The organism is Streptomyces sp. NPDC040622 (assembly GCF_055593965.1).
This window is the reverse complement of sequence record NZ_JBVIXD010000002.1, coordinates 805,986-830,410: the sequence shown is the minus strand read 5'-3', so window position 1 is coordinate 830,410 and position 24,425 is coordinate 805,986. Positions and strand designations below refer to the sequence as shown.

General features: G+C 71.2%; 23 protein-coding genes. 8 read left to right on the top strand and 15 right to left on the bottom strand.

Annotated elements, in window-relative coordinates; all coding sequences use genetic code 11:
* Positions 1-40: 40 nt before the first annotated feature.
* From ACZ592_RS08180 to ACZ592_RS08135, 10 genes are all read right to left on the bottom strand, one after another.
* Positions 41-1,417: a bifunctional albaflavenone monooxygenase/terpene synthase gene (locus ACZ592_RS08180; RefSeq protein ID WP_471580662.1), complete on the bottom strand. Its 1,377-nt coding sequence runs from the start codon at positions 1,415-1,417 to the stop codon at positions 41-43.
* Positions 1,414-2,538 carry an epi-isozizaene synthase gene (gene cyc1, locus ACZ592_RS08175; RefSeq protein WP_471580661.1) on the bottom strand — a complete coding sequence of 375 codons (1,125 nt, stop codon included), beginning with the start codon at positions 2,536-2,538 and terminating at the stop codon, positions 1,414-1,416. The genes ACZ592_RS08180 and cyc1 overlap by 4 nt, the downstream gene beginning before the upstream one ends.
* A 303-nt stretch (positions 2,539-2,841) precedes the next feature.
* Positions 2,842-3,492 carry a peptide deformylase gene (gene def / locus ACZ592_RS08170; protein WP_471580660.1) on the bottom strand — a complete coding sequence of 217 codons (651 nt, stop codon included), beginning with the start codon at positions 3,490-3,492 and terminating at the stop codon, positions 2,842-2,844.
* A 63-nt stretch (positions 3,493-3,555) separates the two neighbouring features.
* The gene (locus ACZ592_RS08165; RefSeq protein WP_471580659.1) at positions 3,556-4,536 is read right to left on the bottom strand and encodes a tetratricopeptide repeat protein; all 981 of its coding nucleotides are present in this window, start codon (positions 4,534-4,536) and stop codon (positions 3,556-3,558) included.
* A 197-nt stretch (positions 4,537-4,733) separates the two neighbouring features.
* Positions 4,734-5,984 (bottom strand): HD-GYP domain-containing protein, encoded by a 1,251-nt coding sequence (locus ACZ592_RS08160; protein WP_471580658.1) that lies wholly within the window; start codon positions 5,982-5,984, stop codon positions 4,734-4,736.
* Complete coding sequence (locus tag ACZ592_RS08155; protein WP_471580657.1) at positions 5,981-7,438, bottom strand: HD-GYP domain-containing protein; 1,458 nt, start codon at positions 7,436-7,438, stop codon at positions 5,981-5,983. The genes ACZ592_RS08160 and ACZ592_RS08155 overlap by 4 nt, the downstream gene beginning before the upstream one ends.
* A gap of 187 nt (positions 7,439-7,625) precedes the next feature.
* Positions 7,626-7,946 (bottom strand): mycothiol system anti-sigma-R factor, encoded by a 321-nt coding sequence (gene rsrA / locus ACZ592_RS08150; RefSeq protein ID WP_471580656.1) that lies wholly within the window; start codon positions 7,944-7,946, stop codon positions 7,626-7,628.
* A complete protein-coding gene (locus ACZ592_RS08145) occupies positions 7,943-8,626 on the bottom strand; it encodes a sigma-70 family RNA polymerase sigma factor (RefSeq protein WP_471580655.1) in 684 nt (227 codons plus the stop codon). The genes rsrA and ACZ592_RS08145 overlap by 4 nt, the downstream gene beginning before the upstream one ends.
* Before the next feature lie 231 nt (positions 8,627-8,857).
* A complete protein-coding gene (locus ACZ592_RS08140; RefSeq protein ID WP_471580654.1) occupies positions 8,858-9,505 on the bottom strand; it encodes an alpha/beta hydrolase family protein in 648 nt (215 codons plus the stop codon).
* A 1-nt stretch (position 9,506) separates the two neighbouring features.
* Complete coding sequence (locus ACZ592_RS08135; protein ID WP_471580653.1) at positions 9,507-10,328, bottom strand: SOS response-associated peptidase; 822 nt, start codon at positions 10,326-10,328, stop codon at positions 9,507-9,509.
* 49 nt (positions 10,329-10,377) lie between these two features.
* Between ACZ592_RS08135 and ACZ592_RS08130 the strand changes: the two genes are divergently transcribed.
* From ACZ592_RS08130 to ACZ592_RS08115, 4 genes are all read left to right on the top strand, one after another.
* The gene (locus ACZ592_RS08130; RefSeq protein ID WP_471580652.1) at positions 10,378-11,100 is read left to right on the top strand and encodes a M50 family metallopeptidase; all 723 of its coding nucleotides are present in this window, start codon (positions 10,378-10,380) and stop codon (positions 11,098-11,100) included.
* Between the two features lie 112 nt (positions 11,101-11,212).
* Complete coding sequence (gene aroA / locus ACZ592_RS08125) at positions 11,213-12,538, top strand: 3-phosphoshikimate 1-carboxyvinyltransferase (protein WP_471580651.1); 1,326 nt, start codon at positions 11,213-11,215, stop codon at positions 12,536-12,538.
* 17 nt (positions 12,539-12,555) lie between these two features.
* Positions 12,556-13,566, top strand: a complete 1,011-nt coding sequence (rsgA, locus tag ACZ592_RS08120) for a ribosome small subunit-dependent GTPase A (RefSeq protein ID WP_471580650.1) — start codon at positions 12,556-12,558, stop codon at positions 13,564-13,566.
* A 120-nt stretch (positions 13,567-13,686) separates the two neighbouring features.
* Positions 13,687-14,010 (top strand): DMT family transporter, encoded by a 324-nt coding sequence (locus ACZ592_RS08115; protein ID WP_471580649.1) that lies wholly within the window; start codon positions 13,687-13,689, stop codon positions 14,008-14,010.
* A gap of 34 nt (positions 14,011-14,044) precedes the next feature.
* Here the strand turns inward: ACZ592_RS08115 and ACZ592_RS08110 are convergent, their stop codons facing one another.
* From ACZ592_RS08110 to ACZ592_RS08100, 3 genes are read right to left on the bottom strand one after another with little or no spacing between them, the layout of a single operon-like run.
* Positions 14,045-16,102 carry a dipeptide ABC transporter ATP-binding protein gene (locus ACZ592_RS08110; protein WP_471580648.1) on the bottom strand — a complete coding sequence of 686 codons (2,058 nt, stop codon included), beginning with the start codon at positions 16,100-16,102 and terminating at the stop codon, positions 14,045-14,047.
* Positions 16,099-16,965 (bottom strand): ABC transporter permease, encoded by an 867-nt coding sequence (locus ACZ592_RS08105; RefSeq protein ID WP_471580647.1) that lies wholly within the window; start codon positions 16,963-16,965, stop codon positions 16,099-16,101. The genes ACZ592_RS08110 and ACZ592_RS08105 overlap by 4 nt, the downstream gene beginning before the upstream one ends.
* Before the next feature lie 30 nt (positions 16,966-16,995).
* Positions 16,996-17,979: an ABC transporter permease gene (locus tag ACZ592_RS08100; protein WP_471580646.1), complete on the bottom strand. Its 984-nt coding sequence runs from the start codon at positions 17,977-17,979 to the stop codon at positions 16,996-16,998.
* A 232-nt stretch (positions 17,980-18,211) separates the two neighbouring features.
* Here ACZ592_RS08100 and ACZ592_RS08095 point away from each other — a divergent pair, with 232 nt between their 5' ends.
* Positions 18,212-19,894, top strand: a complete 1,683-nt coding sequence (locus ACZ592_RS08095; RefSeq protein ID WP_471580645.1) for an ABC transporter family substrate-binding protein — start codon at positions 18,212-18,214, stop codon at positions 19,892-19,894.
* A gap of 69 nt (positions 19,895-19,963) precedes the next feature.
* Here ACZ592_RS08095 and ACZ592_RS08090 read toward each other — a convergent pair whose 3' ends face one another.
* The gene (locus tag ACZ592_RS08090; protein ID WP_471580644.1) at positions 19,964-20,569 is read right to left on the bottom strand and encodes a TetR/AcrR family transcriptional regulator; all 606 of its coding nucleotides are present in this window, start codon (positions 20,567-20,569) and stop codon (positions 19,964-19,966) included.
* Positions 20,570-20,711: 142 nt separating this feature from the next.
* Here ACZ592_RS08090 and hisN point away from each other — a divergent pair, with 142 nt between their 5' ends.
* On the top strand, positions 20,712-21,512 hold the full coding sequence (gene hisN, locus ACZ592_RS08085) for a histidinol-phosphatase (protein WP_471580643.1): 801 nt from the start codon (positions 20,712-20,714) through the stop codon (positions 21,510-21,512).
* 243 nt (positions 21,513-21,755) lie between these two features.
* Positions 21,756-22,163 (top strand): CBS domain-containing protein, encoded by a 408-nt coding sequence (locus ACZ592_RS08080; RefSeq protein WP_471580642.1) that lies wholly within the window; start codon positions 21,756-21,758, stop codon positions 22,161-22,163.
* A gap of 64 nt (positions 22,164-22,227) precedes the next feature.
* On the opposite strand, the gene ACZ592_RS08075 is transcribed toward ACZ592_RS08080, so the two are convergent.
* Positions 22,228-23,697, bottom strand: a complete 1,470-nt coding sequence (locus tag ACZ592_RS08075) for a catalase (protein ID WP_471580641.1) — start codon at positions 23,695-23,697, stop codon at positions 22,228-22,230.
* Between the two features lie 125 nt (positions 23,698-23,822).
* Here ACZ592_RS08075 and ACZ592_RS08070 point away from each other — a divergent pair, with 125 nt between their 5' ends.
* Positions 23,823-24,239 (top strand): Fur family transcriptional regulator, encoded by a 417-nt coding sequence (locus ACZ592_RS08070; protein ID WP_471580640.1) that lies wholly within the window; start codon positions 23,823-23,825, stop codon positions 24,237-24,239.
* Positions 24,240-24,425: the final 186 nt, after the last annotated feature.

The following is a 24,425-nucleotide window of genomic DNA, read 5'->3' as shown; positions in this document are numbered from 1 at the left end:
CCCGCATCGTCCCCGTCGGACGGTGCGGGCACATCCGTGTTCAGCGCGCCCTGGCCCGCAGGACGAGCCGCTTGGGGTGCAGTGTGATGCCGATCCGCGTCCCCGTGTCGGTCTCCGGGAGCCGCTCCAGGTGCCACTTCGGGGCCACCGTCCCGAGGATCAGGGCGAGTTCGGCCAGGCTGAAGTGGTCGCCGGGGCACTTTCGGTTGCCGACACTGAACGGCATCATCGCGAACTCCGGTACGTCACCCGCGCGTTCCGGATTCCAGCGGTCCGGGTCGAACTCCAGGTGCCGCTCGAAGGAACGCGGGTCGCGCTGCATCGCGTAGACGCTGTAGACGATGTCGGCGTCGGCCGGAATGCGATAGCCACCCAGTTCGGTTTCGGCCACGGCCCTGCGTGTGAATATCCAGGCCGCCGGCCGTATACGCATCGCCTCGGTGACGACATTGCGGAGGTGCGGCAGCTCCTTCAGATCGGCGAATGTGATCTCCCGATCCGGCGCCACGGAATTTACCTCTTCAACCAACCGCCTTTCCTGGTCCGGGTGTTCGGTCAGCAGATGGAAGGCCCACGCCAGCGTCGACGCCACATTCTCCGCGCCCGCCACGACGAGGGAAACCACGTGGTCGTGGATCTCCTGGTCGGCTATGCGATCCCCGGATTCGTCCCTGGCCCGCAGCAATTCCGCGAGCAGGTCGTCCGGACCGCCGGGTCCGGCCGCGCGGCGCTCCGCGACGATCTCGTCGACGAGGGAGTGCAGATCGGCGAGGGCCCTCTCGAAGCGCCGGTTGGCGGGTGTCGGCACGCGGTAGAGCGGCCCGACCGAGAGCACCATCCGGCGGTAGAGCCCCTGGAACACCGTGTGCAGCGAGTCGGCGATGCGGTCCGCCTTCTCGCCGATCGAGTCGACCTCGAGGAGCGAGCGCGAGACGATGCGCACCGCGGTGCGGAACATCTCCGCGCTCACGTCGACCGTGCCGTCCGGCTGCCAGCGGGCGGCCGTGGCCCGCGCCTCCTCCTCCATCACCTTGGCGTAGTCGGCGATCCGCTCGGGCCTGAACGCGGGCTGCATCATGCGCCGCTGGCGCCGGTGCAGCTTGCCGTTGCTGGTCGCCACGCCCTTGCCGAGGAGCACCTCAAGGGTGTCCCAGAGCGGGCCCCCGACGATGTACTCGGGGTTCTTCAGCATCGCGCCGACCAGCTCCGGGTCACAGACCGCGTAGGCGGTCCTCGGCCCCAGCCTGATCCGTACGAGATCCCCGTGGTCGCGCAGCGCGGCGAGGAAGCCGAGCGGGTCACGCACCAGGTTCCAGGCGTGGCCGATCAAGGGCGCCCCGCCCTTCACGAGCGGCGGAGTGCGCAGCGGACCGGTTCCTGACGCGGCCGGCGCGGGTATTGCGGATTCGACGCTCATTCCTCACCAACCAGTTCGTTTTCCGCCATTGCTTCTTCCGTCACATACGGGGGCACGGCCCTGTCGTCCCAGCTGTCCACCCGATAGCGACCGGATTCGTGATGGAACCAGTACACGGAAGAGAACCAGTTCCGCATATTGAAGACGCACGATTTCACGGCGTCCGAGAGTTCCTCGCCCCCGACCGTTCCGTCCGCCAATTCATCGGCGAGCACAAGAACGTCACGCTCCGCCTCCAAGAATTGTGTGACACATCGGCTGACGCGCCTGTGCACTTCCCGCACCGCCTCTTCGAGCGTCATTCCTTCGTGGTGGATGAGGCTGATACCGAGATTGTGGAGTTCGTCGCCCGCGAGTTCTTTCGGCAGCGAGCAGAGGTCGTTGTACCAGGCCGAGAAATCCTGGGTCGCCAGCGCCGCCCGCCGGTACGCGGGGTGTTTCCGTACGGCGCCCGGCAGTTCGTACCGGGCGGTGGGCTCCAGGAGGTCGATCCACGCCCAGTGCGCGAACGTGAGGCGGCGCAGCTCCACGTACGCCTCGACCGTGGGCACCTCGCCGCCGCGCCGGTTGCGGTACTCCTGGTCGTACGCGTCGATCACCGGGTGGAAGTGCCGGGCGAACCGGGCGTTCCAGCTGGGGCCGAGGAAGGAGTACAGGCGCAGGACGCAGTCCGCGAACCCCGCGACCAACGGGTCCTTGTGGTGCAGGTACTGCCGGGGTTCGTTGAGGGTGGCGTGCAGGCCCCGGCAGAGCCGCCGCCACTGTGCCGCTCTGCCGTGCACCGAGTCCCGGTCGTGGCGGTCGTCCCACGCGAAGAACCAGCTGCTGAGGTCGGCTATCGCGGTGAGCAACGCGTCGGGGGCGCCAATGTAGTAGCCCGCGACCAGGTCGGTGTAGCAGAGGCTGTCCGCGTACCGCTCGACCTTGTCCGGGGGCATGAGGCGCATTTCGCGCAGCCAGGTCCTGGACTTCTCCTGAAGCTTTGGCCAATACGGATGCAGACGGCGAGGGAACGTGGCTTCGATCACCGGGACGGCCAGTGCCGGCGGCACCGATACCGCCGATCCACCCCGCCGCGTGTGTGCTTGTGTCTGTGAAGTGCTCCCGGAATATGCAGGCACGAACTAACCCCTTTCAGCCGCCTGAGGACACGCGCCCCTCCCGCCGTACCGGGCGCGCGCCGTTGCGTATCCCCGCGCTTTCCATTCAGCACCACAACTGACCGTTCAGGGAACAGATTTGCGCCATTCACTACCCCTCGACGCCGAGAACCTCCCCTTACGTGACTGAATATGGGCCACTCGGAGCCTGTTTTGCTCGCACAGGCGATCGGCTCACGCCAACGGCCCCTGGTCAGGGGGTACTTCCCCGACCAGGGGCCGCTCGTGTCACGCGGTTCCCACGCCTCTCAGGCGTCGCGTGGGTCAGTCATTGGCCACCACGGGGTAGCGCGGAGTGCCTTCTTCCATCTGCCGCAGTGCGTCCTTGCGCTCCCTCTTGGAGAGGCGGTCGATGTAGAGGTACCCGTACAGGTGGTCCGTCTCGTGCTGCAGGCAGCGCGCGAAGTAGCCGGAGCCGCGCACCTTGATGGGGTTGCCCTTCTCGTCCTGCCCGGTGACCTCGGCGTAGTCGGGGCGGGCCAGGCCGGCGTAGGCGGTCGGGACGGAGAGGCAGCCCTCGCCCGAGTCGTCCAGGCGGCGCTTGTCGGCGGGCAGGTCCTGGAGCACGGGGTTGCAGACCACGCCGACGTGGCGCACGCCCTCGTCGTCCATGCAGTCGTAGACGAAGACCTTCAGGTCGACGCCGACCTGGTTGGCGGCCACGCCCACGCCGCTCGCACCGCGCTGGCTCGCGAACATGTCGTCGATGAGCGCCGCGAGCTCGTCGTCGAAGGCGGTGACGTCCTTGCACTCCTTGTGCAGGACCGGGTTCCCGACGACCGTGATCGGCCGGTACGTGCCGCGCTCGCGGTAGGCCGTCTCCCGCTCCTCACAGTTCTCGGTGTCGATGACGAAGCCTTCGTCGTCGACGGGGAGCACCCCGCCCGAGTACTGCTGCTCAGTGTCCTGCGCCATGTCCGCCGTACGCCTTCCTTGAAACCCTCAAGAGTTTGTGCTCGTACAGCCTACGGCGAAGTGTCAGCAGACCTCTTCGAGATCCCGCCAGTCACGGGAATCCGGGCTGTCCGCCACCCAGCCGTCCAGGAGCCCGCGCACCAGGGCGGCGGGGGCCGCGATGCCGCACTCGCGCTCCGGCACCCAGAGCGCGCCCGGACTGCGGTGGCCGAGCGGGCCCGGGTGGCCCGGCTCGCTGTGGTCGTGCGGGTCCAGGTGCTCGCCGTCGCCCTCGTCGCTCGGCATCCGGGACTCGGAGCACATCCGGCAGAGCAGCCGCACGGAGGACGACCAGTCCTCGGCGGCGAAGCCGGCGTCGGCCGCGAGCCGCTCCAGGGCGTCCCTGTCCTCCTCGGTGGCGGCCTCCAGGAGGACCACCCAGGTCGGCACGGGCGAGGGTGCCCACAGCTCGATCTCGTCGAAGACGGGGTAGGAGTGCCCGGCCCCCGTCGTCCGCTCGCCGTGCGGGACGCCGTCGTGCAGCACGACCTCGCCCCAGCGACGCCCGGAGGAGGGCAGCGGGATGGACAGGACCTCCATGCGGGCCGGATCGAGCCTGCGGCCCCACACGACCTCGGCCTCGCCCTCCGGGGAGAGCCGCACGGCCGCACTGCCGAGCTCCATGCCCGTCGGCTCGCCGGACGCGGCCACCCCGCCGGGCACCTTCAGGCCGTACGCCTGCCAGGCACGGCGGGCCAGCGGCCAGTCCTGCAGGGCGGTCGCCGCGATGCCGACGTTCCACCAGTCGGGGGCGCCCGCGGACCGGTCGAGGAGCGCGACGGCGCGCAGCCCCGCGGCCCGCGCCTGCTCCCAGTCGTGCCGGAACTTGTGCAGCAGGGCCAGGTTGAACCAGGACTCGGACAGCCAGGGTTCGAGATCCGCCGCGCGCGTGAGCAGTGCCCCCGCGTCCTCGTACCGGCCGTCGCCGATCAGCGTGAACGCGCGGTCGGTCGCCTGCCGCCATGAGGCGGAGGGCCGGTGCCGTCCCTTGCCGAAGATCCTCACGATTCCCGCCTGATTCCCGCCTGCCACGTGTTCGTCGGTCTCGTCTCGTCGGGGCGCGACGTGGGGCCGTACCCCCGTGCACCCTCTTCTTCGCATCCAACCACGTACGGTCGGACGGCCGCTCATTACCCATGGGTTACCCAGCGGCGGCCGAGGTAAGGCCCGCCTGTTCCGCACTCCCACCCTTGCCCGAGACCCTACGGTCCGCCTCTTCTGTCCCTGGCCAGCACCCTCGCCAGGGACTCCACGACCTCCGGCTGGTACTCATGGCCCGTGGCCAGGCGCAGCCTCTCCAGGGCGTGCAGGGGCCCGCCGAGGGCCCCCGAGGGTCCTTCTCCCCGCGCCATCTCGTCGTACGCGTTCGCCGTCCGCACAATACGAGCGGTGAGGGGCTGTTCGCGGTACGGATCCGCCTGCCGCTCCACCACCACGGCGACGGCGGAGTCCACCCCGGTCTGGCGCACCACGGCGCCGCCCAGCAGGGCTATCCGGCGCTGTTCCGCCGCCGAGAGCGCGGCCGTGGCGCCCTCGGGGACCGGGTCCAGCAGGGACAGCTGGCCGATGTCGTGCATCAGCGCGGCGTGCTCAAGGACGGTGAGGTCCGTCTGCGAGAGACCGAGGTCACGCCCCACGGCCCGGCTGAGCCCCGCCACGCGGTGGGCGTGGCCCTGCGGGGTGTAGCCGGCGATCTCGGTGGCCCTGGCCAGGGAGGCGATGGTCTGCCGGTAGGTCGCCCGCACGGCCGCGTACCGCCGGAAGGAGAGCTGGGTGAGCAGCAGCGGCAGGCTGAAGACGGGCAGCGCCCACAGGCCCGCCACGGCCACCGCGAGCGCCATGACGGCACCGGTCGCGCAGACGGCGGAGCCGATGCCGAGGATGGCCCGCAGCTCCTCGCGCAGCAGCCGGCCGAACGGCCACCGGGTGCGGGCGTGCACCGTCACGGCGGCGAGCACGGCGTCGCAGAGCGCGGTGAGGACGAGCAGCGCGACGATGACGAACGCGAAGTAGGGTCCGTGCCCCACCCACTGGGCCAACTTGCCTGAGTTGTACAGGGGTTGGAAGCAGGCGGCGGCGAACGCGACGGTCAGCACGCGCCGCGCCATGTGGTCCGGCGTGGGCCCGCGGCCGAGCGCCACGTTGGGCACCGCGCCCACCAGGGCCGCCGCGACGACCACCGCGATCACCTGCAGCACCCCGTGGTGGGTGGCCCGCCCGGAGTTCTCGCCCAGCAGGGCGTACGCGAGGGCCCCCGCGGCGCCGAGCGGCGCGGGCTCACGGTCCCGGCCGCTCCCCCACCGGGCCAGTTCCCCGACGGCGATGAGCACCCCGAAGGCGAGGGCGGCGCGGCTCTCGGTGATGCCGTGCCAGAGGGTCCAGGCGAGTGAGACGAGGGCGAGCAGCCCGGCCGGCCAGGTGACCGTGGGAGGCAGGCGCGACGGGGCGCTCACCGGCGGGCCGCCGGACCGGGCACCGCGGAGCCGGGCAGGGCGGGTGCGGGTGCGGGCAGGGCGGGCCCGGGAGGCACGTTTCCGCTCTGCTCCGGCACGCCTGTGGTGTCTGTGGCGTTTGCGCTGTCCGTGGCGTCTGTCATGTCCGCCGTGTCCGCGGTCACCTCGGGGTGCCAGCCGTACCGGTCCAGTGCGCGGGACAGCGCCCCCACCATGTCGGGGTCGAACTGTTCCCCCGCGCAGCGGGAGAGTTCGGCCACGGCCGCCTCGACGGGCCGGGCCCGCCGGTAGGACCGGGTGGAGGTCATCGCGTCGAAGGCGTCGGCCACGGCGACCACCCGCGCGCACTCGGGGATCTGCGCGCCCGCGAGCCCGTACGGGTAGCCGCTGCCGTCGATCCGCTCGTGGTGGTGGAGGATCGCCGCCCGCGCCTCCCCGAGGAAGCCGATGCCGCGCACCATCTCGTGCCCGTACTCCGGGTGCAGCTCGATGACGCGCCGCTCCTCGGGCGTCAGCGGGCCGTCCTTCCTCAACAGCCGTGTGGGGACGCCGAGTTTGCCGACGTCGTGCAGGATTCCGGCGAACCGGAGGACCTCCACACGCTCGTCGTCCAGGCCCAGCTCTCGGGCGATCATCACGGAGGCGCGGCCGACCCGCTCGCTGTGCCCGCGGGTGTACTTGTCCTTGATGTCGACGGCCTGGACGAGCGCCCGGATGGTGGCCTGGTGGGCGGCCCGCTCGCGGTGGTACTGCGCGAAGACCCAGCAGGAGACACCCATCGGGAGCAGCACGAGCAGCGCGGCCACGGGGCCGTACGGGCTGGTCCAGAGCACCGCCATCATCAGACCTGCCAGACCGTGCACGGCGACGGGCGCGAGCGAGCGCGCGAAGAGGCCCCGCCAGGCGGTGCGCACGGGAACGCGCTCGGCGGTCACGAGGACGCCCCCGTCCAGCACGGTGAGTACGGCGGAGAAGGTGAGGACGGCGGCTCCGGCGGGACCGAGGACGTAGGGGAAGTCGGGCGCGGCGGTGGCGGCGGGCCCGCCGAGCTCGGCGTACACCCGGGCCGACAGCCATGCGGCCAGGGCGAGTTGGGCGGCACGCCACAGGCGGCGCAGCGTGCGGGGGTGCCGGTCCACGCGGGTGAGGAGGGCGCCGGGGACGGCGACGAGCGCGGCGGCCGACGGCGGCAGCAGGAACACCCCGGCGAGCAGTACGGGGAAGAAGGTGCCGAGGCCGCGCGGGGCCCGCTGCGCCGCGCCACTGGTGTGGGTGGCGCCCGCGCTCTTGAGGCAGCGGGGCAGGGTGATCCGCTCGCAGCCCGCGTAGAGCACGGCGAGCAGGGCGACGGCCGGCCAGGACGGGCGCGCGGCGGCCGCGGGCGCGGCGCAGAGGGCGCCTGCCAGGGCGACGCACAGGATGTAGACGCGGGCCCGCACCGGCACCGACCGCATGGAGTTCTCCTCCCCGTTCCGGTCCGGAGACTAGAACGGCACTCCCGCCGCGAGCGCCTGACAGCCGCTATTTAGCACGTTCGAGTGACAGGAGGGGAGAAGGAGGGAAAAGAAGAGGAGCAGGTCGCGCACAATGCGTCGTCCTGCTCCCGCTCCCACACTCAACGACCGGGCGTCACCCGGGTGTTCAGGCCTGTCCCCGCGCCTCCGACGCCGTCACGTCCTGCGTGACGTCCTGCTCCGGCACGGCCTGCCCGGAGCGGATGAGGTCGATGCGCCCCATGACCTTGGCCCGCAGGTCGACGGGCACGTCGTCCTGGCCGCAGCAGCGCTTCACCAGCTTCTTGACCGCCTGCTCGAGACCGTACTTCTCCAGGCACGGAGAGCACTCCTCGAAGTGCGTCTCGAACTTGGTGCAGTCGCTGTCCGGCATCTCGTGGTCCAGGAACTCATAGAGATGGTCCAGGACCTCACTGCAGTCAGTCTCGTGCGGCTCTCCGCAGCTCATGAGCCCGAGCCTTTCGTTCCGTTCGACTCCCCGGCACCCGCCGGGACGAGCCCGCGCTCACGGGCGTAGTCCTCCAGCATGCCGCGCAGCTGGCGGCGGCCCCGGTGCAGTCGGGACATCACCGTACCGATGGGTGTCCCCATAATGTCCGCGATCTCCTTGTACGCAAAGCCCTCGACGTCCGCCAGATAGACGGCGATGCGGAATTCCTCGGGGATCGCCTGCAGCGCCCGCTTCACGTCCGTGTCGGGCAGGTGGTCCAGCGCCTGCGACTCGGCGGAGCGCAGACCGGTGGACATGTGCGACTCGGCGCGCGCCAGCTGCCAGTCCTCGATCTCCTCGGCGGCACTGCGCTGGGGCTCGCGCTGCTTCTTGCGGTACGAGTTGATGAACGTGTTGGTGAGGATGCGGTACAGCCACGCCTTGAGGTTGGTGCCCTCGCGGAACTGGTGGAACGACGCGTACGCCTTCGCGTAGGTCTCCTGCACCAGGTCCTCCGCGTCCGCCGGGTTGCGCGTCATGCGCAGCGCCGCCGAGTACATCTGGTCGAGGAACGTCAGCGCGTCCCGCTCGAAGCGGGCCGTGCGCTCCGCGGGCGTCTCGGACTTCTCCGAACCTTCTCGGGGCTGCTCCGCCTGGCCGTGCTCGGCCCCTGCGTCGGTCCCAGTGACCGGACCCACCTCCTCCAACGACGTGGCGAGGCCGAAAGCAGCCCCACTCGAATCGGAGGATAGACGACGACCCGGTCCCCGCGCCGCCCGAATAGATGCGGTTTTGGGTGCGCTCAGCACCGACCACTCCAGGTCAGAGGCGCTGGAGCGGTTCGGGCAGATGGTCGAACCCATGCGGCGGACTCCCTCTCGTACGAACAGCTACCGACGGCGTTCACCGTCTGTCCGCCACAACAGAGGTCACCCGTCCAACATTCCCGCCCAGCGCGTGACGCCGTCCGTGATGAGGTTCACCGCCTCGTCCTGCCCGATGTCCGCGCGCTTGGGCACGGCGAACCCGTGATCGCCGTACGGGATCTCCACGAGCTCGTACGCCCCTTCGGGGAACTCGGCGGGCTTTCCGAACGGGTCGTTGCCGCCCTGCACGACGAGGGTGGGCACCCCGGCGCCGAGCAGTTCGTCCGCGCGGGACTTCTCCGGCCTGCCCGGCGGGTGCAGCGGGAAGCTGAGGGCGAGCACGGCCGCGGCGCCCAGCTCACCCGCCGTGCGGCAGGCCACGCGCGCGCCCGCGCTGCGGCCGCCGGAGATCACCGGGAGGCCCTTCTTCTCCAGCGCGGGCCAGATGCCGCGCCAACCGGTGTCCAGCGTCTTCGGCGCGGGCGCCACCTTCTTGCCCGCGACCCGCCAGGGCTGCTCGACGAGGGCGACGCTCACGCCGTGCGCCGGCAGCGCGGCGGCCAGGGCGCGGAGGTCGCGGGCCTCGATGCCGCCGCCCGCGCCGTGGCTGACGGCGAGCAGGATCCTGGCCTGCTGCGCCGGGTGCCAGGTGATGCGTGCCTCACCGGCGTCGGTCGGGATGATCTCGCTCTTGGGCGCGTCCTTGGTCACGTCAGAAGAGTGTGCCCTCTTCGGGGCCTTCGAGCTCCTTCAGCAGCTCCGCGCCGTTGTTGCGCACGTTGCTGACGGCGGTGGAGACCGGGTAGGCCCGCATGAGCCCGTGCGGCGGCGGTTCCAGGAGGGTGCGCAGCTCCCCGACGTCCGTGCGGGAGGGGTCGAGCCAGGCGTCCCAGCGGTCCGGGGTGAGCATCAGGGGCATGCGCGGGTGGATGTCGGAGAGCGAGCGCGGGCCCTCCTCGGGGCCGGCCGCGAGCGGGGCGGTCTCCGCCTCCGTGGTGATCACGGTGCACGTCACCCACCAGGCCAGGGGGTGCTCGTCGGGCAGGGTCTTGTCCCGCCAGAACTCGTAGAGACCCGCCATGGCGAAGACCGAGCCGTCGGCGGGCGTCACGAAGTAGGGCTGCTTGCGGGGCCGCTTCTTCTTGCCCTCGACCTCCAGCTGCCGCTCCTCGGGTGCGGTCACCCACTCGTAATAGCCGTCGGCGGGCAGGACGCAGCGCCGGGCGGCGAAGGCACGGCGGTAGGACGGCTTCTCGTGGACGGTCTCCGCGCGCGCGTTGATCATCCGGGCGCCGCCCTCGGGCGTCTTGGACCAGGAGGGCACGAGGCCCCACTTGAGCGTGCGCAGCTGGCGAACCGGACGGGGATCCTCGGCGTCTTTCAGGGGACGGTCCAGGATCGCGTAGACCTCCTTGGTGGGGGCCACGTTGAAATCGGGGGCCAGGGCCTCCTCCGGGTCCGCCTCCCACTTCTCGATCTCAAAGATCCCTGCGAGATCCTCGGGCCTACGACTCGATGCATACCGTCCGCACATACGTGCCAGACTGCCAGACCCGCCACCCCCAGAGGAGCCAGTCCCCGCAATGGAAAGCACCGCCAACGCCAGCCTGGCCGGCCTCTGGGACCGGGTGTTCGGCACCCAGGCCGCGCCCGAGCAGTGGCTGGTCATCGCCACCGGGGTCGTCGCCCTCGCCGTCATCGTCCCGCACAACGTCTGGCGCCTCGCCCGCAACGCCATCACCATCGCGCACGAGGGCGGCCACGGCCTGGTGGCCCTGCTCACAGGCCGCCGCCTGGACGGCATCCGGCTGCACTCCGACACCTCGGGCCTGACCGTCTCGCGCGGCAGGCCCACCGGCCTCGGCATGATCCTGACCGCCGCCGCCGGCTACACCGCGCCACCGCTGCTCGGCCTCGGCGGCGCGGCGCTGCTCGCCTCGGGGCGCATCACGGCGTTCCTGTGGATCGCGACCTCGCTGCTCCTGGTCATGCTGGTGATGATCCGCAACGCCTACGGCGCCCTGACCGTGATCCTCACCGGTGGCACCTTCCTGCTCGTCTCCTGGCTGGCGGACACCGACGTCCAGGCGGCGTTCGCGTACGCGGTGGTGTGGTTCCTGCTCCTGGGAGGCGTACGTCCTGCCTTCGAGCTGCAGTCCAAGCGGCGGCGCGGGGGCGCGGGCGACTCGGACGCGGACCAGCTGGCGCGGCTCACGCACGTCCCCGCGGGGCTGTGGCTCTTCTTCTTCCACGCCGTCTCGCTCTGCTCCCTGATGGGCGGCGGACGCTGGCTGCTCGACGTGTGAGCGGCTCCCGGACCGACGGGTGAGCGGTCACCGCCACCAGTTCTCTGTTTCGCCTGGATTGCGCCACATTTGATCAAGATTCCTGGTTACCGGCAGCCACTAAAGTGAGGGCATGACCGAAACCCCGGCGCACACCGCCCTCTGGCCCGCCCCGCACGCAAGCGGAGCCGTCACCGCGACGGTCCACGTCCCCGGTTCGAAGTCGGTCACCAACCGCGCGTTGGTCCTGGCCTCGCTGGCCGCCGAGCCCGGCTGGCTGCGCCGACCGCTGCGCTCCCGCGACACCCTCCTGATGGCCGGGGCCCTGCGCGCCATGGGCGTCGGCATCGAGGAGGGCGTGGGCCCCGACGGCTCCGGCGAGGCGTGGCGCGTGATCCCCTCGCGGCTGAACGGCCCGGCCACGGTCGACGTCGGCAACGCGGGCACAGTCATGCGCTTTTTGCCCCCGGTCGCCGCCCTCGCCGACGGCCCGATCCGCTTCGACGGCGACCCTCGTTCGTACGAGCGCCCCCTGCATGGCGTCATCGACGCCCTGCGCGTGCTCGGCGCCCGCATCGACGACTCCACCCTGGGCAGCGCCGGCGCGCTGCCGCTGACCGTGCACGGCGGCGGGGCCCTGGACGGCGGGCCGGTCGAGATCGACGCCTCGTCCTCCTCGCAGTTCGTCAGCGCCCTGCTGCTCTCGGGCGCGCGCTTCAACCAGGGCGTGGAGGTCCGGCACGTCGGCGGCCCGCTGCCGTCCATGCCGCACATCCGGATGACCGTCGACATGCTCCGCGCGGTCGGCGCCCAGGTGGACACCCCGGAGGCGGGCGGCGAGCCGAACGTGTGGCGGGTCACCCCCGGCGCCCTGCTCGGCCGCGACCTGACCGTCGAGCCCGACCTGTCGAACGCGCAGCCGTTCCTCGCCGCGGCCCTGGTCACCGGCGGCACGGTCACGATCCCCGACTGGCCCGCGCGCACCACGCAGCCCGGCGACGCGCTGCGCGAGATCTTCACCGAGATGGGCGGCTCCTGCGAGCTGACCGAGCAGGGCCTGGTCCTCACCGGGTCCGGCGCGGTGCACGGCATCGACGTGGACCTGAGCGAGGTCGGCGAGCTCACCCCCGGCATCGCGGCGGTCGCGGCCCTCGCGGACTCCCCCTCGACGCTGAGCGGCGTCGCGCACCTGCGCCTGCACGAGACGGACCGCCTGGCCGCGCTCACCAAGGAGATCAACGAGCTGGGCGGCGACGTCACCGAGACCGCCGACGGGCTGCACATCCGCCCGCGCCGTCTGCACGGCGGCATCTTCCACACCTACGACGACCACCGCATGGCGACCGCGGGTGCGATCATCGGCCTCGCGGTGGACGGTGTGGAGATCGAGAACGTCGCGACGACGGCGAAGACGCTCCCGGACTTCCCCGATCTCTGGACCGGGATGCTCGGGAACTGACGGGCGGATCGAGAAGCATGCGCCGCTACGGCAAGAACCCCGACGAGGACGACATCCGCGTCCGCCCCAACCGCAAGGGCAACCGCCCCCGCACCCACATCAGGCCCAAGCACGAGGACGCGGCCGAGGGCATGGTCCTCACCGTCGACCGGGGCCGCCTGACCGTCCTGGTCGACGACCGGATCGTGCTGGCCATGAAGGCCCGCGAGCTGGGCCGCAAGGCCGCCGTGGTGGGTGACAGGGTGGCGGTCGTCGGGGATCTGTCCGGCAAGAAGGACACGCTCGCGCGGATCGTGCGGATCGCGGAGCGCTCCTCCGTCCTGCGGCGCACGGCCGACGACGACGACCCCTACGAGCGGGTGGTCGTCGCCAACGCCGACCAGCTCGCCATCGTCACGGCCCTGGCCGACCCCGAGCCGCGCCCGCGCCTGATCGACCGGTGCGTCGTGGCGGCGTACGACGGCGGTCTGGAACCGATCCTCGTCCTGACCAAGTCGGACCTGGCCTCCGCCGACAAGATCCTGGAGACCTACGCCGCCCTCGACATCCCCTACGTGGTCACCAGCCGCGAGGAGTTCACCGACGGCGCGGAGCTCGCGCGGGTCCACGAGCTGCTCGACGGCAAGGTCACCGCGTTCGTCGGGCACTCCGGGGTGGGCAAGACGACGCTCGTCAATGCCCTCGTCCCCGAGGAGCGGCGGCGCACGACCGGGCACGTCAACGCGGTCACCGGCCGCGGCAGGCACACCACCACCTCCGCCCTGGCGCTCCCCCTGGAGGGTGCGGGCGGCTGGGTGATCGACACCCCGGGCGTGCGGTCGTTCGGCCTCCACCACGTCGACCCGTCCCGCGTCATCCTCGCCTTCCCCGACCTGGAGCCGGGGACGGTGGACTGCCCGCGCGGCTGCAGCCACGACGAGAAGGACTGCGCCCTGGACGCCTGGGTGACCGCGGGGCACGCCGACCCGGCCCGCCTGTACTCACTGCGCAGGCTGCTCGCGACGCGGGAGCGACGCGACGGCGACTGACCTCCCCGTTGTTTGCGCGGCGAGGGCAAAGGTAAATGCATAATCGCACCAAGCCGGATTCAAGCCAGACGAAGCGGCCGCGGTCCGTGAACGAGTACGGCGAGTACGGGAGGCAAGGACATGGCGTGGCTGCTGGTCATCGTGGCCGGGGTTCTGGAGACCGGCTTCGCCGTCTGTCTCAAGCTCTCGCACGGCTTCACCCGGCTCTGGCCCACGATCGCGTTCGCCTGTTTCGCGCTCGGCAGCTTCGGTCTGCTGACCCTCGCCCTGAAGAAGCTGGACGTGGGTCCCGCCTACGCCGTCTGGACGGGCATCGGCGCGGCGGGCACCGCGATCTACGGCATGATCTTCCTGGGTGACCTGGTCTCCACCCTCAAGATCGTCTCGATCTCCTTCGTGATCATGGGTGTGATCGGGCTCCAGCTGTCCGGCTCGGCGCACTGAGCCGTTCCCGTCGGACACCCCGGGCGCACGTGCCTCAGACGACCTCCCTGACCGCGGGGAAGTGGCAGGCCGCCGTATGGCCCGCGCCCTCCTCGGCCACCGGCACCTCCGTCGCGCAGCGTGCCTTCTCCGCGTCCGTGCCGAGCGCCGCGTGGACGGGGCAGCGGGCCCGGAACCGGCACCCTTCGTAGCGTCGCGTCGGGCTCGGCGGGTCGCCCGCCAGCAGGATCCGGGTGCGCGCCCGTTCGCGTACGGGGTCCGGCACCGGCACGGCGGAGAGCAGGGCCTGGGTGTACGGGTGGCGGGGCCGCTCGAAGACGTCGGCGACCGCCCCCGTCTCGACCGTGCGCCCCAGGTACATCACGCTCACGCGGTCGGCGATGTGGCGGACCACCGACAGGTCGTGCGAGACGAAGAGGAACGCGAGACCCAGCTCGGCCTTCAGGCGCTGCAGCAGATTGAGCACACCGGCCTGCACGGAGACGTCAAGGGCCGACACCGGCTCGTCGAGGACCAGCAGGTCCGGCTCGACGGAGAGCGCCCGCGCGATCCCGATGCGCTGGCGCTGCCCGCCGGAGAACTCGTGCGGGAAGGCGCTCGCGCGGGCGGGGTCGAGGCCGACCTGGGCCAGGAGCCCGGGGATCTTCCCGGCGATGTCCCGCTTGGCCGCCCCTTGGGCCCGCAGGGGCTCGGCGACGATCTCACCGACCGGCATCCGCGGGTCGAGGCTGGCCAGCGGGTCCTGGAAGACGATCTGCACCCCGCCCCGCGCCGCCTTGCGCGCCGCCCTGTCCAGCTCCGCGACGGGCCGCCCGAAGAGCTCGACGTCGCCGCCCTCGGGCGCCGTAAGGCTCAGGAGTTCGAAGAGCGTGGTCGACTTGCCGGACCCCGACTCCCCCACCAGGGCGAGGGTCTCGCCGCGCCGGATGTCGAGGTCGACTCCGTCGACGGCGTACACGCTGCCGACCCGGCGCTTGAACGCGGCGCCCTTGAGGACCGGGAAGGTCTTGGTGAGGCCGCGCACGCGCAGCACGGGCGTGCGCTCGCCGTCCCCGGGTGCCCGGGCCGGTGCCGGGTCCGGCAGCTCGGGCACCGGGAAGACATCCAGGGGGCCGAGCCCGCGCTCGGCGACCTCTGCGGAGCGGACGCAGGCCACCTGGTGGTCCTCGGCCGCCCGGGTGAGCGCGGGCGGCCCGTCCTTTCGGCACCGGTCCTCCGCCAGCGGGCAGCGGGGCGCGAAGGCGCAGCCCTCGGGATGGTCGGCCGGGGCGGGCGGCGTGCCGGGCACCGGCACCAGGACCGCGGGTCCCGCGCCGTCCACGCGGGGGACGGCGCCGAGCAGGCCGAGCGTGTACGGCATGCGGGGGCGCGCGAAGAGCTCGTCGACGGGCGCGGTCTCCACGATCCGGCCCGCGTACATCACCGCGACCCGGTCCGCCGCGCCCGCGATCACCCCGAGGTCGTGGCTGACCAGGAGCAGCGCGGCGCCCGTCTCGCGCCGTGCGGTGCGCAGCACGTCCAGGACCTGGGCCTGGATGGTGACGTCGAGGGCGGTGGTCGGCTCGTCGGCGAGGATCACGTCGGGGTCGTTGGCGACGGCCATCGCGATCATCGCGCGCTGGCGCATGCCGCCGGAGAACTCGTGCGGGAACGACCGGGCGCGGGCCCGGGGTTCGGGGATCCCGACCAGGTCGAGCAGGTCGACGGCCCGTTCGCGCGCCGTCTGCTTCGACACGTCCTGGTGGGCGCGGACCGCCTCGGCTATCTGGTCGCCGATGCGGTGGACGGGCGTGAACGCGGACAGCGGGTCCTGGAAGACCATCCCGACGCGTCCCCCGCGCACCCGCGACAGCTCGCGGTCGCCCGCGCCGAGCAGTTCCGTGCCGTCCAGGCACACGGAGCCGCCCACCGCCGCATGGTCGGGCAGCAGCCCGAGGACGGCGAGCGCGGACGCGGACTTGCCGGAGCCCGACTCTCCGACGAGGCCGAGGACCTCACCGCGGCGCAGGTCGAAGCTGACGCCCCGGACGGCGGGGGCGTCCCCGAAGTCGACGGTCAGGTCACGCACTTGGAGCACGGGCGCGCTCGTCATCGGTCATCCTTCCGGCGCGTGGGGCGCTTCTTGCGGGAGGTCGGGTCCAGCGCGTCCCGCAGTCCGTCGCCCACGAGGTTCACGGCGAGCACGAAGAGCACCAGCAGGCCCGCGGCGAAGAAGAACATCCAGGGGTAACTCAGCGCCGCCGCCGTGTTGTTGGCGATCAGCGTGCCGAGCGAGATGTCCGGCGGCTGCACGCCGAAGCCGAAGTAGGAGAGCGCCGTCTCGCTCATCACGGCGCCGCCGACCGCGATGGTCGCGTCGATGATGAGGAAGGAGGCGATGTTGGGCAGGACGTGCCGCCAGATGATCCGGAACGGGCCGACGCCCATGTAGACGGCCGCGCGCACGAATTCGCGCTCCTTGAGCGAGAGCGTCATCGACCGCACCACCCGTGCCGTGATCATCCAGCCGAAGACGGCGAGCAGCGCGACGAACGCGAGCCAGCCGCCGCTCTTCAGGCGCGGCGAGACGATCGCGATGATCAGGAAGGCGGGGAAGACGAGGAGCAGGTCGACGAGGAACATCAGGGTCCGGTCGGCCCAGCCCCCGAAGTACCCGGCGCAGGCGCCCACGAGCGCGGCCACCCCGGTCGCGAAGAACGCCACCAGCAGGCCGATGACCAGGGACTTCTGCAGGCCGCGCACGGTCTGCGCGAAGACGTCCTGGCCGATGCGGTTGGTGCCCCACCAGTGGTCGGCCGAGGGCCCGGACCGCAGGGCGGTGTAGTCGATCTCGCTGTACGTCCAGCCGCAGACGTAGGGGCCGACGAAGGCCAGCAGGAAGAGCAGCAGCAGCGCGCAGGCCCCGGCGAGCACTCCGGGGTTGCGCAGGAAGCGGCGCGTGCGGACAGCGGTCATCGGACCGTTCCCATCAGGTCGTTCCCCCACTCACGCGTGGCGCACGCGCGGGTCGAGCGCGGCGTGCAGCAGGTCGGCGAGGAAGCCGGAGAGCAGCACCACCACGGCGGCGAAGATGTTGACGGCGACGACGGAGTTGACGTCGTTCTTGTTGATCGAGCCGATGAACCACTCGCCCATGCCGTGCCATCCGAAGATCGTCTCCGTGAAGGTGGCGCCGGTGAACAGCGCGAGGAAGCCGTAGGAGAAGAACGCGGACATCGGGATGAGCGCGGTGCGCAGGCCGTGCTTGAGGAGCGCGGTGCGCCTCGTCAGGCCCTTGGCGCGCGCGGTGCGCAGATAGTCGGAGCCGAGCACGTCGAGCATGGCGCTGCGCTGGTAGCGGCTGTAGCCGGCGATGGCGCCGAGCGCCACGGAGACCGTCGGCAGGAGCAGGTGGACCGAGCGGTCCTTCAGGACGGCGAGGAAGCCGCTGTCGACGCCGGGGCTCTTCTCGCCGGTGAACTGGATGACGTCCGTGCCGGTCGTCTGGTTGAACCAGATGGCCCCGGTCTTGAGCAGCACGGCCAGCAGGAACACGGGCGTGGACAGCAGCGCGAAGGAGGCGAGCGTGACGGCCCGGTCGGACAGCTTGTACTGCCGCACGGCCGTCCACGCGCCGACCAGCACGCCGAGGACGGTGCCGCCGACCGTACCGACGATCAGCAGTCGCAGGCTCACGCCGAGCCGCCGCCCGAACTCCTCGCCCACCGACTGGCCGTCGATGGTCCGGCCCAGGTCGCCGCGGAGCACGTGGCCGGCCCAGGTCGTGAACCGGCCGAGCAACGGCTCCTTGTCGTTGACGCCGATCGCGGTGAGGTGGTGGTCGACCGCGGTCGGCGACAGGGGCGGCTGCCTGCCCTCGTAGTACGCGCGCGGGTCGAGCGCGTACGACGCGAGCAGGTAGGACAGGCAGACGGCGGCCAGGAGCAGGACCACGTAGTAGCCAAGGCGCCTGGCCAGATAGGCCGACACGGTACTCGCCCTCCAGTCAGGGTCTCTGGGGCCGGGCCAAGCACCGGAACGTGCAGGTCATCGGCGTACGCAACGAGATCATCGGCGCACCCGACCCAGCATGATCACCCACTGTTGCCGCAGCATGAAGAGCACATGGCAGTCATGTCGACTCCCGTCCGATCGTGATCACGCGGGCTTACGGTCGGGCCCTGAACTCGTCGGTCCCGTACAGAAGCCCGAAGGAAGACCCATGCGCAGATCCACCGTCACCGCGATAGCCGCCGCCCTCTCGGCCACCCTGGTGGTGGCCGGCTGCGGTGGGTCGGACGACGACGAGGCGCCGAAGAAGCGGGCCGCTCCGGCGGCGGACGGGCAGGACATCAACGCCCACCCGCTGAGCGACATCAAGCAGGGCGGCTCGCTGCGCATCAGCATCGAGCAGTGGATCACGCAGTACAACATCAACCAGGTCGACGGGCAGCAGGGCGACGCCCAGTCGATCATCTCGCTGGCCCTGCCGGACCTCTTCACCTCGGACGCCAAGGGCGCCCACCACATCAACAAGGACTTCCTCACCTCGGCGAAGGTGGTGTCCACCAGCCCGCAGGTCGTCGAGTACCAGCTGAACCCGAAGGCGAAGTGGTCGGACGGAAAGCCGCTGTCCTGGCGGGACTTCGAGGCCCAGTGGAAGGCCATGAACGGCTCGGACAAGGCCTACGAGGCGGTCGACACCTCCGGCTACGACCAGATCTCCGAGGTCGGGAAGGGCAAGGGCGCCCAGGGCGTCAGGGTCACCTTCGACAAGCCGTACGCGGACTGGCAGCGCCTCTTCGACCCGCTGTACCCGGCCGCGTACATCGACAGCCCGAAGAAGTTCAACAGCGGCTGGGCGGAGAAGGCGCCGGTCACCGGCAACGCCTTCAAGATCGGCAAGTACGACAAGACCGCGCAGACGATCACGGCCGTCGCCGACCCCAAGTGGTGGGGGCCGAAGCCCAAGCTGGACTCGATCGTCTACCGCGCCATGGACGGCCGGGCGAAGACCGACGCGTACCTGAACAACGAGATCGACTACACCAACGCGATCCTGCCCGAGGACTACAAGCGGCTGTCCAAGGCCAAGAACACCGACATCCGCCGGGGCGCCCGCTGGGACGAGGTGCACATCACCTTCAACGGCGCGCACGGCGCCCTGAAGGACGTGAAGGTGCGCAACGCCCTGCAGGCCGCGATCGACCGCAAGGGCATCAACACCTCCTTCTCCAAGGACCTGGGCTTCGAGCTGAAGACCCTGGACAGCCACTTCTTCATGCCCAACCAGGAGGGCTACGAGAAGAATTCGGGTACGTACGCGACGTACGACCCCGAGAAGGCGAAGAAGCTCCTCGACGAGGCCGGCTGGAAGGGCGCGGAGGGCGCCACCCGCACCCGCGGCGGCAAGAAGCTCACGCTCGACTACGTGATCGACGCCGACGCGGTCTCCTCCGCCGTCGACCAGGCCCAGATCGTGCAGCAGCAGCTGGGCGCGGTCGGCGTCAAGGTCGACATCAAGAAGGTCCCGTCGAACGACTTCTTCAACAAGTACGTCAACACGGGCAACTTCGACCTCGTCAGCTTCCGCAACGTCGACCAGGTCTACCTGTCGATGGCGTACGGGACCTACCGGCAGCCCCGGGGCAAGAACCTCTTCCAGAACTTCGGCTCGGTCGGCTCGCCGAAGGTCGACGCGCTGCTGACCAAGGCCGCACAGACCACCGACCGCGCCGAGTCCGTCAAGCTCTACAACGAGGCCGACCGCGAGATCTGGAAGCTCGGCCACTCCTTCATGCTCTACCAGCGCCCGCAGATCTACGCCGTCCGCTCGGGCCTCGCGAACTTCGGCGCTGAAGGCCTCGCGGACCGGGACCACCTGAAGGTGGGCTGGCTCAAGTAGCCGCGGCCCCGCCGCGGCAGCTCACTTCCTCACCGGCTCACTTCCTCACCGGCCCATTTCCTCACCGGCTCACTTGGCGGACACCCACCGCCCGATGGCCCCGCGGACCAGCTCCGCGGGGTCGTCGTCGTTCCCGGCGGGCGCCACGACGTACGACAGGGCGAGGCGGACCGCGCTCTCGCAGGCGCGGGCGAGCTCGGGGTCCCTGCCCCGGCCCCGGCCGCCGAGCGCGAGCACCGACCGGTCCCTGACGAGCGCGAGCAGCTCGGCCGCCGTGGGCACCCCCGCGTCCGCGCGACGCTGCGCCGGCACCGAGGAGGTGGAGCCCGCGGCCCGGCTCGGCGCGGGCAGCCGCTCGCTCCAGCAGCCGGTGAGCGCGGCCCGCACCAGCGCGTTGCCCCGGGCGGCGCCCACGGTCCAGGCGGCCACGGCGGCGAGCCGGTCGGCGGGCTCGCGCTCCTCGGCGAGGGCCCGCTCGACCCCGTGCAGGTAGCCGTCCGTCTCGCGGCGCAGCAGGGCGCGGGCGAGGCCGTCCTTGCTGCCGAACTCGTTGTAGAGGGTCTGGCGGGACACTCCGGCGGTGACGGCGACGTCGACCATGCGGACGCCGGGCCACGGCCGCCGCGCGAGCGCCGTGTACGCCGCGTCCAGTAAGGATTCCCGTGCTGCAGGCATCGTCGCCTCCCCGGGCCGAAGCGGCTCCGGTGCCAGAGTTGACGCGCTCGGCAGCACTGTCAATAGCTCCGGCGAGAGCCGGGACAAGCACCCGCGACACGGTGCTGTGGATCGCGCCGAACGGGATCGATACTGTTCACCCATGTCCGACTACCACGATGATCTGCGTCTCGCCCACGTCCTCGCGGACGCCGCCGACGCCGCGACCATGGACCGGTTCAAGGCCCTCGACCTGAAGGTCGAGACCAAGCCGGACATGACGCCGGTGAGCGAGGCCGACAAGGCCGCCGAGGAGCTGATCCGTGGCAACCTCCAGCGGGCGAGGCCGCGCGACGCGATCCTCGGCGAGGAGTACGGCGTGGAGGGCACGGGCCCGCGCCGCTGGGTGATCGACCCGATCGACGGCACCAAGAACTACGTGCGCGGCGTCCCGGTCTGGGCCACCCTGATCTCCCTCACGGAGGCCGGCGAGGGCGGCTACCAGCCGGTGGTCGGTGTCGTCTCGGCGCCCGCGCTCGGCCGCCGCTGGTGGGCGGCGAAGGGCGGCGGCGCCTACACGGGGCGCAGCCTGACCTCGGCGACCCGGCTGCACGCCTCCAAGGTCTCGCGGCTCCAGGACGCCTCGTTCGCGTACTCCTCGCTGTCCGGCTGGGAGGAGCAGGGCCGCCTCGACGGGTTCATGGACCTGACGCGCGCGGTCTGGCGCACGCGCGGGTACGGCGACTTCTGGCCGTACATGATGGTCGCCGAGGGGTCGGTCGACCTCTGCGCGGAGCCGGAGCTCTCGCTCTGGGACATGGCGGCGACCGCGATCGTGGTGACGGAGGCGGGCGGCACCTTCACCGGCCTCGACGGCAGGCCGGGCCCGCACAGCGGCAACGCGGCGGCCTCGAACGGCCTGCTCCACGACGAGCTGCTCGGTTACCTCAACCAGCGCTACTGAGGCCCCGCGCGGCGCTCCCCGGGCGCACGCGTCCCACACGGCGCGCGTCCGCCGCACGGCGCGCGGTCCGCGCCGCACACGCCCTGAACTGACCGCGTGCGCCCCCTTGCTGGCCCCCGGCCGGGCTGCGACTCTGAGAGTCCCCCCACTTGTGAACTTGTGAATCCGTTCTCCAGCGGGTAGCGGAGGCAATCCTTCGCCCACCGGGGGGCCGCGGTTTCACCAAGGAGGTGGCTCACGCCCATGTTCGTCCGCGACGCCATGAGCTCGATGGTCCTCACCATCGGCCCCGCACACACCCTCCGCCAGGCGGCCCGGCTGATGTCGGCCCGCCGCGTCGGCGCCGCCGTCGTCCTGGACCCCGACACCTGTGGCCTCGGCATCCTCACCGAGCGCGACATCCTCAACTCCCTGGCCACCGGCCAGAACCCGGACCTGGAGATCGCGGGAACCCACACCACCACGGAGATCGTCTTCGCCACCCCGGCCTGGACGCTCGAGGACGCCGCGGACGCCATGTCGCACGGCGGCTTCCGGCACCTGATCGTCATGGACCACAACGAACCGACCGGCATCGTCTCCGTGCGCGACATCATCCGCTGCTGGGCGCCCGACCGGCGCGCGGCGGCCACCGCCACCCTGGCGGGCTGAACACGGCGGCGGGCCGGCCCCCGTGGGAACCGGCCCGCCGCTCTTCCACGACAAGAGGTACTGGTCAGCCGCGCAGGGCCTGGACCGCGGCTGCCAGCCGCTTGCCGAAGTCGCCGTCCGCCTGACGGAAGTTGTCGATCGCGCGCTCGGCGATGTCGTCCCGGGAGACGCCCGCGATGTTGCCCGCGAGGTTCTCGATCAGACGCGCCTTCTCGTCCTCGGACATCAGGCGGTAGAGGTTGCCGGCCTGCACGAAGTCGTTGTCCTCGGCGTGCGAGGGCGTCTCGTGGTTGCCGGTGCCGCCGGAGACGGCGGTGGTCGCCCAGAGCGGCCGGTCCGTCTGGAACGGGCCGCCGAACGAGTTGGGCTCGTAGTTCTTCGCGCCCTTGTGGCGGCCGTCGTAGAGGAAGCCGTCACGCGAGTTGGTGCGCGCCTCGGTGGCGTGCGGGCGGTTCACCGGCAGGTGGTCGGCGTTGATGCCGACGCGGTAGCGGTGGGCGTCGCCGTACGCGAAGAGGCGGCCCTGGAGCATCTTGTCGGGCGAGGGGCCGATGCCCGGCACGAAGTGCGCGGGCGAGAAGATCGCCTGCTCCACCTCGGCGAAGATGTTCTCCGGGTTGCGGTTGAGCTCCAGCTTGCCGATCTCGATCGGCGGGTAGTCCGCGTGCGGCCACACCTTGGTGAGGTCGAACGGGTTGAAGCGGTACTGCGCCGCGTCGGCCGCCGGCATGATCTGCACCTGCACGGTCCAGGACGGGAACTCGCCGCGCTCGATGGCCTCGCGCAGGTCACGCTGGTGGGAGTCGGGGTCCTTGCCCGCCAGGACCTCGGCGTCGGCGGCCGTGAGGGTCTCGATGCCCTGGTCGGTCTTGAAGTGGTACTTGACCCAGAAGACCTCGCCGGCCTCGTTGTTCCACTGGAAGGTGTGCGAGCCGAAGCCGTCCATGTGGCGGTAGGAGGCGGGGATGCCCCGGTCGCCGAAGAGCCAGGTCACCTGGTGGGTGGACTCGGGGCTCAGGCCCCAGAAGTCCCACACGTTGTCGGCTTCCTGCGAGCCCGTGTACGGGTCGCGCTTCTGCGTGTGGATGAAGTCGGGGAACTTGATGGCGTCGCGGATGAAGAAGACCGGGGTGTTGTTCCCGACGAGGTCGTAGTTCCCCTCTTCCGTGTAGAACTTCAGCGAGAACCCGCGGGGGTCGCGCACCGCGTCGGCCGCACCGAGGTTGCCCGCCACGGTGGAGAAGCGCAGGAACGTCTCGGTCTGCTTGCCGACCTCGGAGAGGAACTTCGCGCGCGTCCACTGCGACACGTCGCGGGTGAGCGTGAAGGTGCCGTACGCGCCCGCGCCCCGGGCGTGCACGATGCGCTCCGGTATCCGCTCGCGGTTGAAGTGGGCGAGCTTCTCCAGGAGCAGCTGGTCCTGGATGAGCATCGGCCCGCCGACGCCCGCGGTCTCGCTGTTCTGGTTGTCGGCGACCGGCGCTCCGGCCTCCGTGGTGAGCGGTCCCTGCGTCACGTGCGCCTCCTGCGTCATTCCTGCAAGTCCTGTCCCTTTGCGTTTTCCGTACTCGATCCTACGATGGACTCTGTCTAAGTCAAGTAAGGATCCAAAGTCACATCCGTTCGGGACTAAGGTCCCCTGGCTGTTAGGCTGGTTCTATGAGTGACCTGTTGGAACGACTGCGCGGACGCGGCTGGCGCATGACCGCGCAGCGGCGCGTCGTGGCCGAGGTCCTCGACGGGGACCACGTCCACCTCACGGCGGACGAGGTGCACGCGCGCGCCGCGGGCAAGCTGCCCGAGATCTCCCGGGCGACGGTGTACAACACCCTGGGCGAGCTGGTGAGCCTCGGCGAGATCCTCGAAGTCTCGACGGACCGCCGCGCCAAGCGGTACGACCCGAACGCGCACCGCCCCCACCAGCACCTGGTCTGCGCCCGCTGCGGCGCGATCCGTGACGTGCACCCCACGGGCAATCCGCTGGCGAGCCTCCCCGACTCCGAGCGCTTCGGCTTCACGGTCGAGGACGTCGAGGTCACGTACCGGGGCGTCTGCCCGAACTGCGCGGCGGCGTAGAAGCCCTTCCGCAGCCCCTGAAGATCCTGCCGCTTCCGCGGCGGCGGGGGGGGGGGGGGGGGGGAGGGGGGGGGGGGGGGGGGGGGTGGGGGGAGGGGGGGGGGGGGGGGGGGGGGAGGGGGGGGGGGGGGGGGGGGGGGGGGGGGGGGGGGGGGGGGGGGGGGGGGGGGGGGGGGGGGAGGGGAG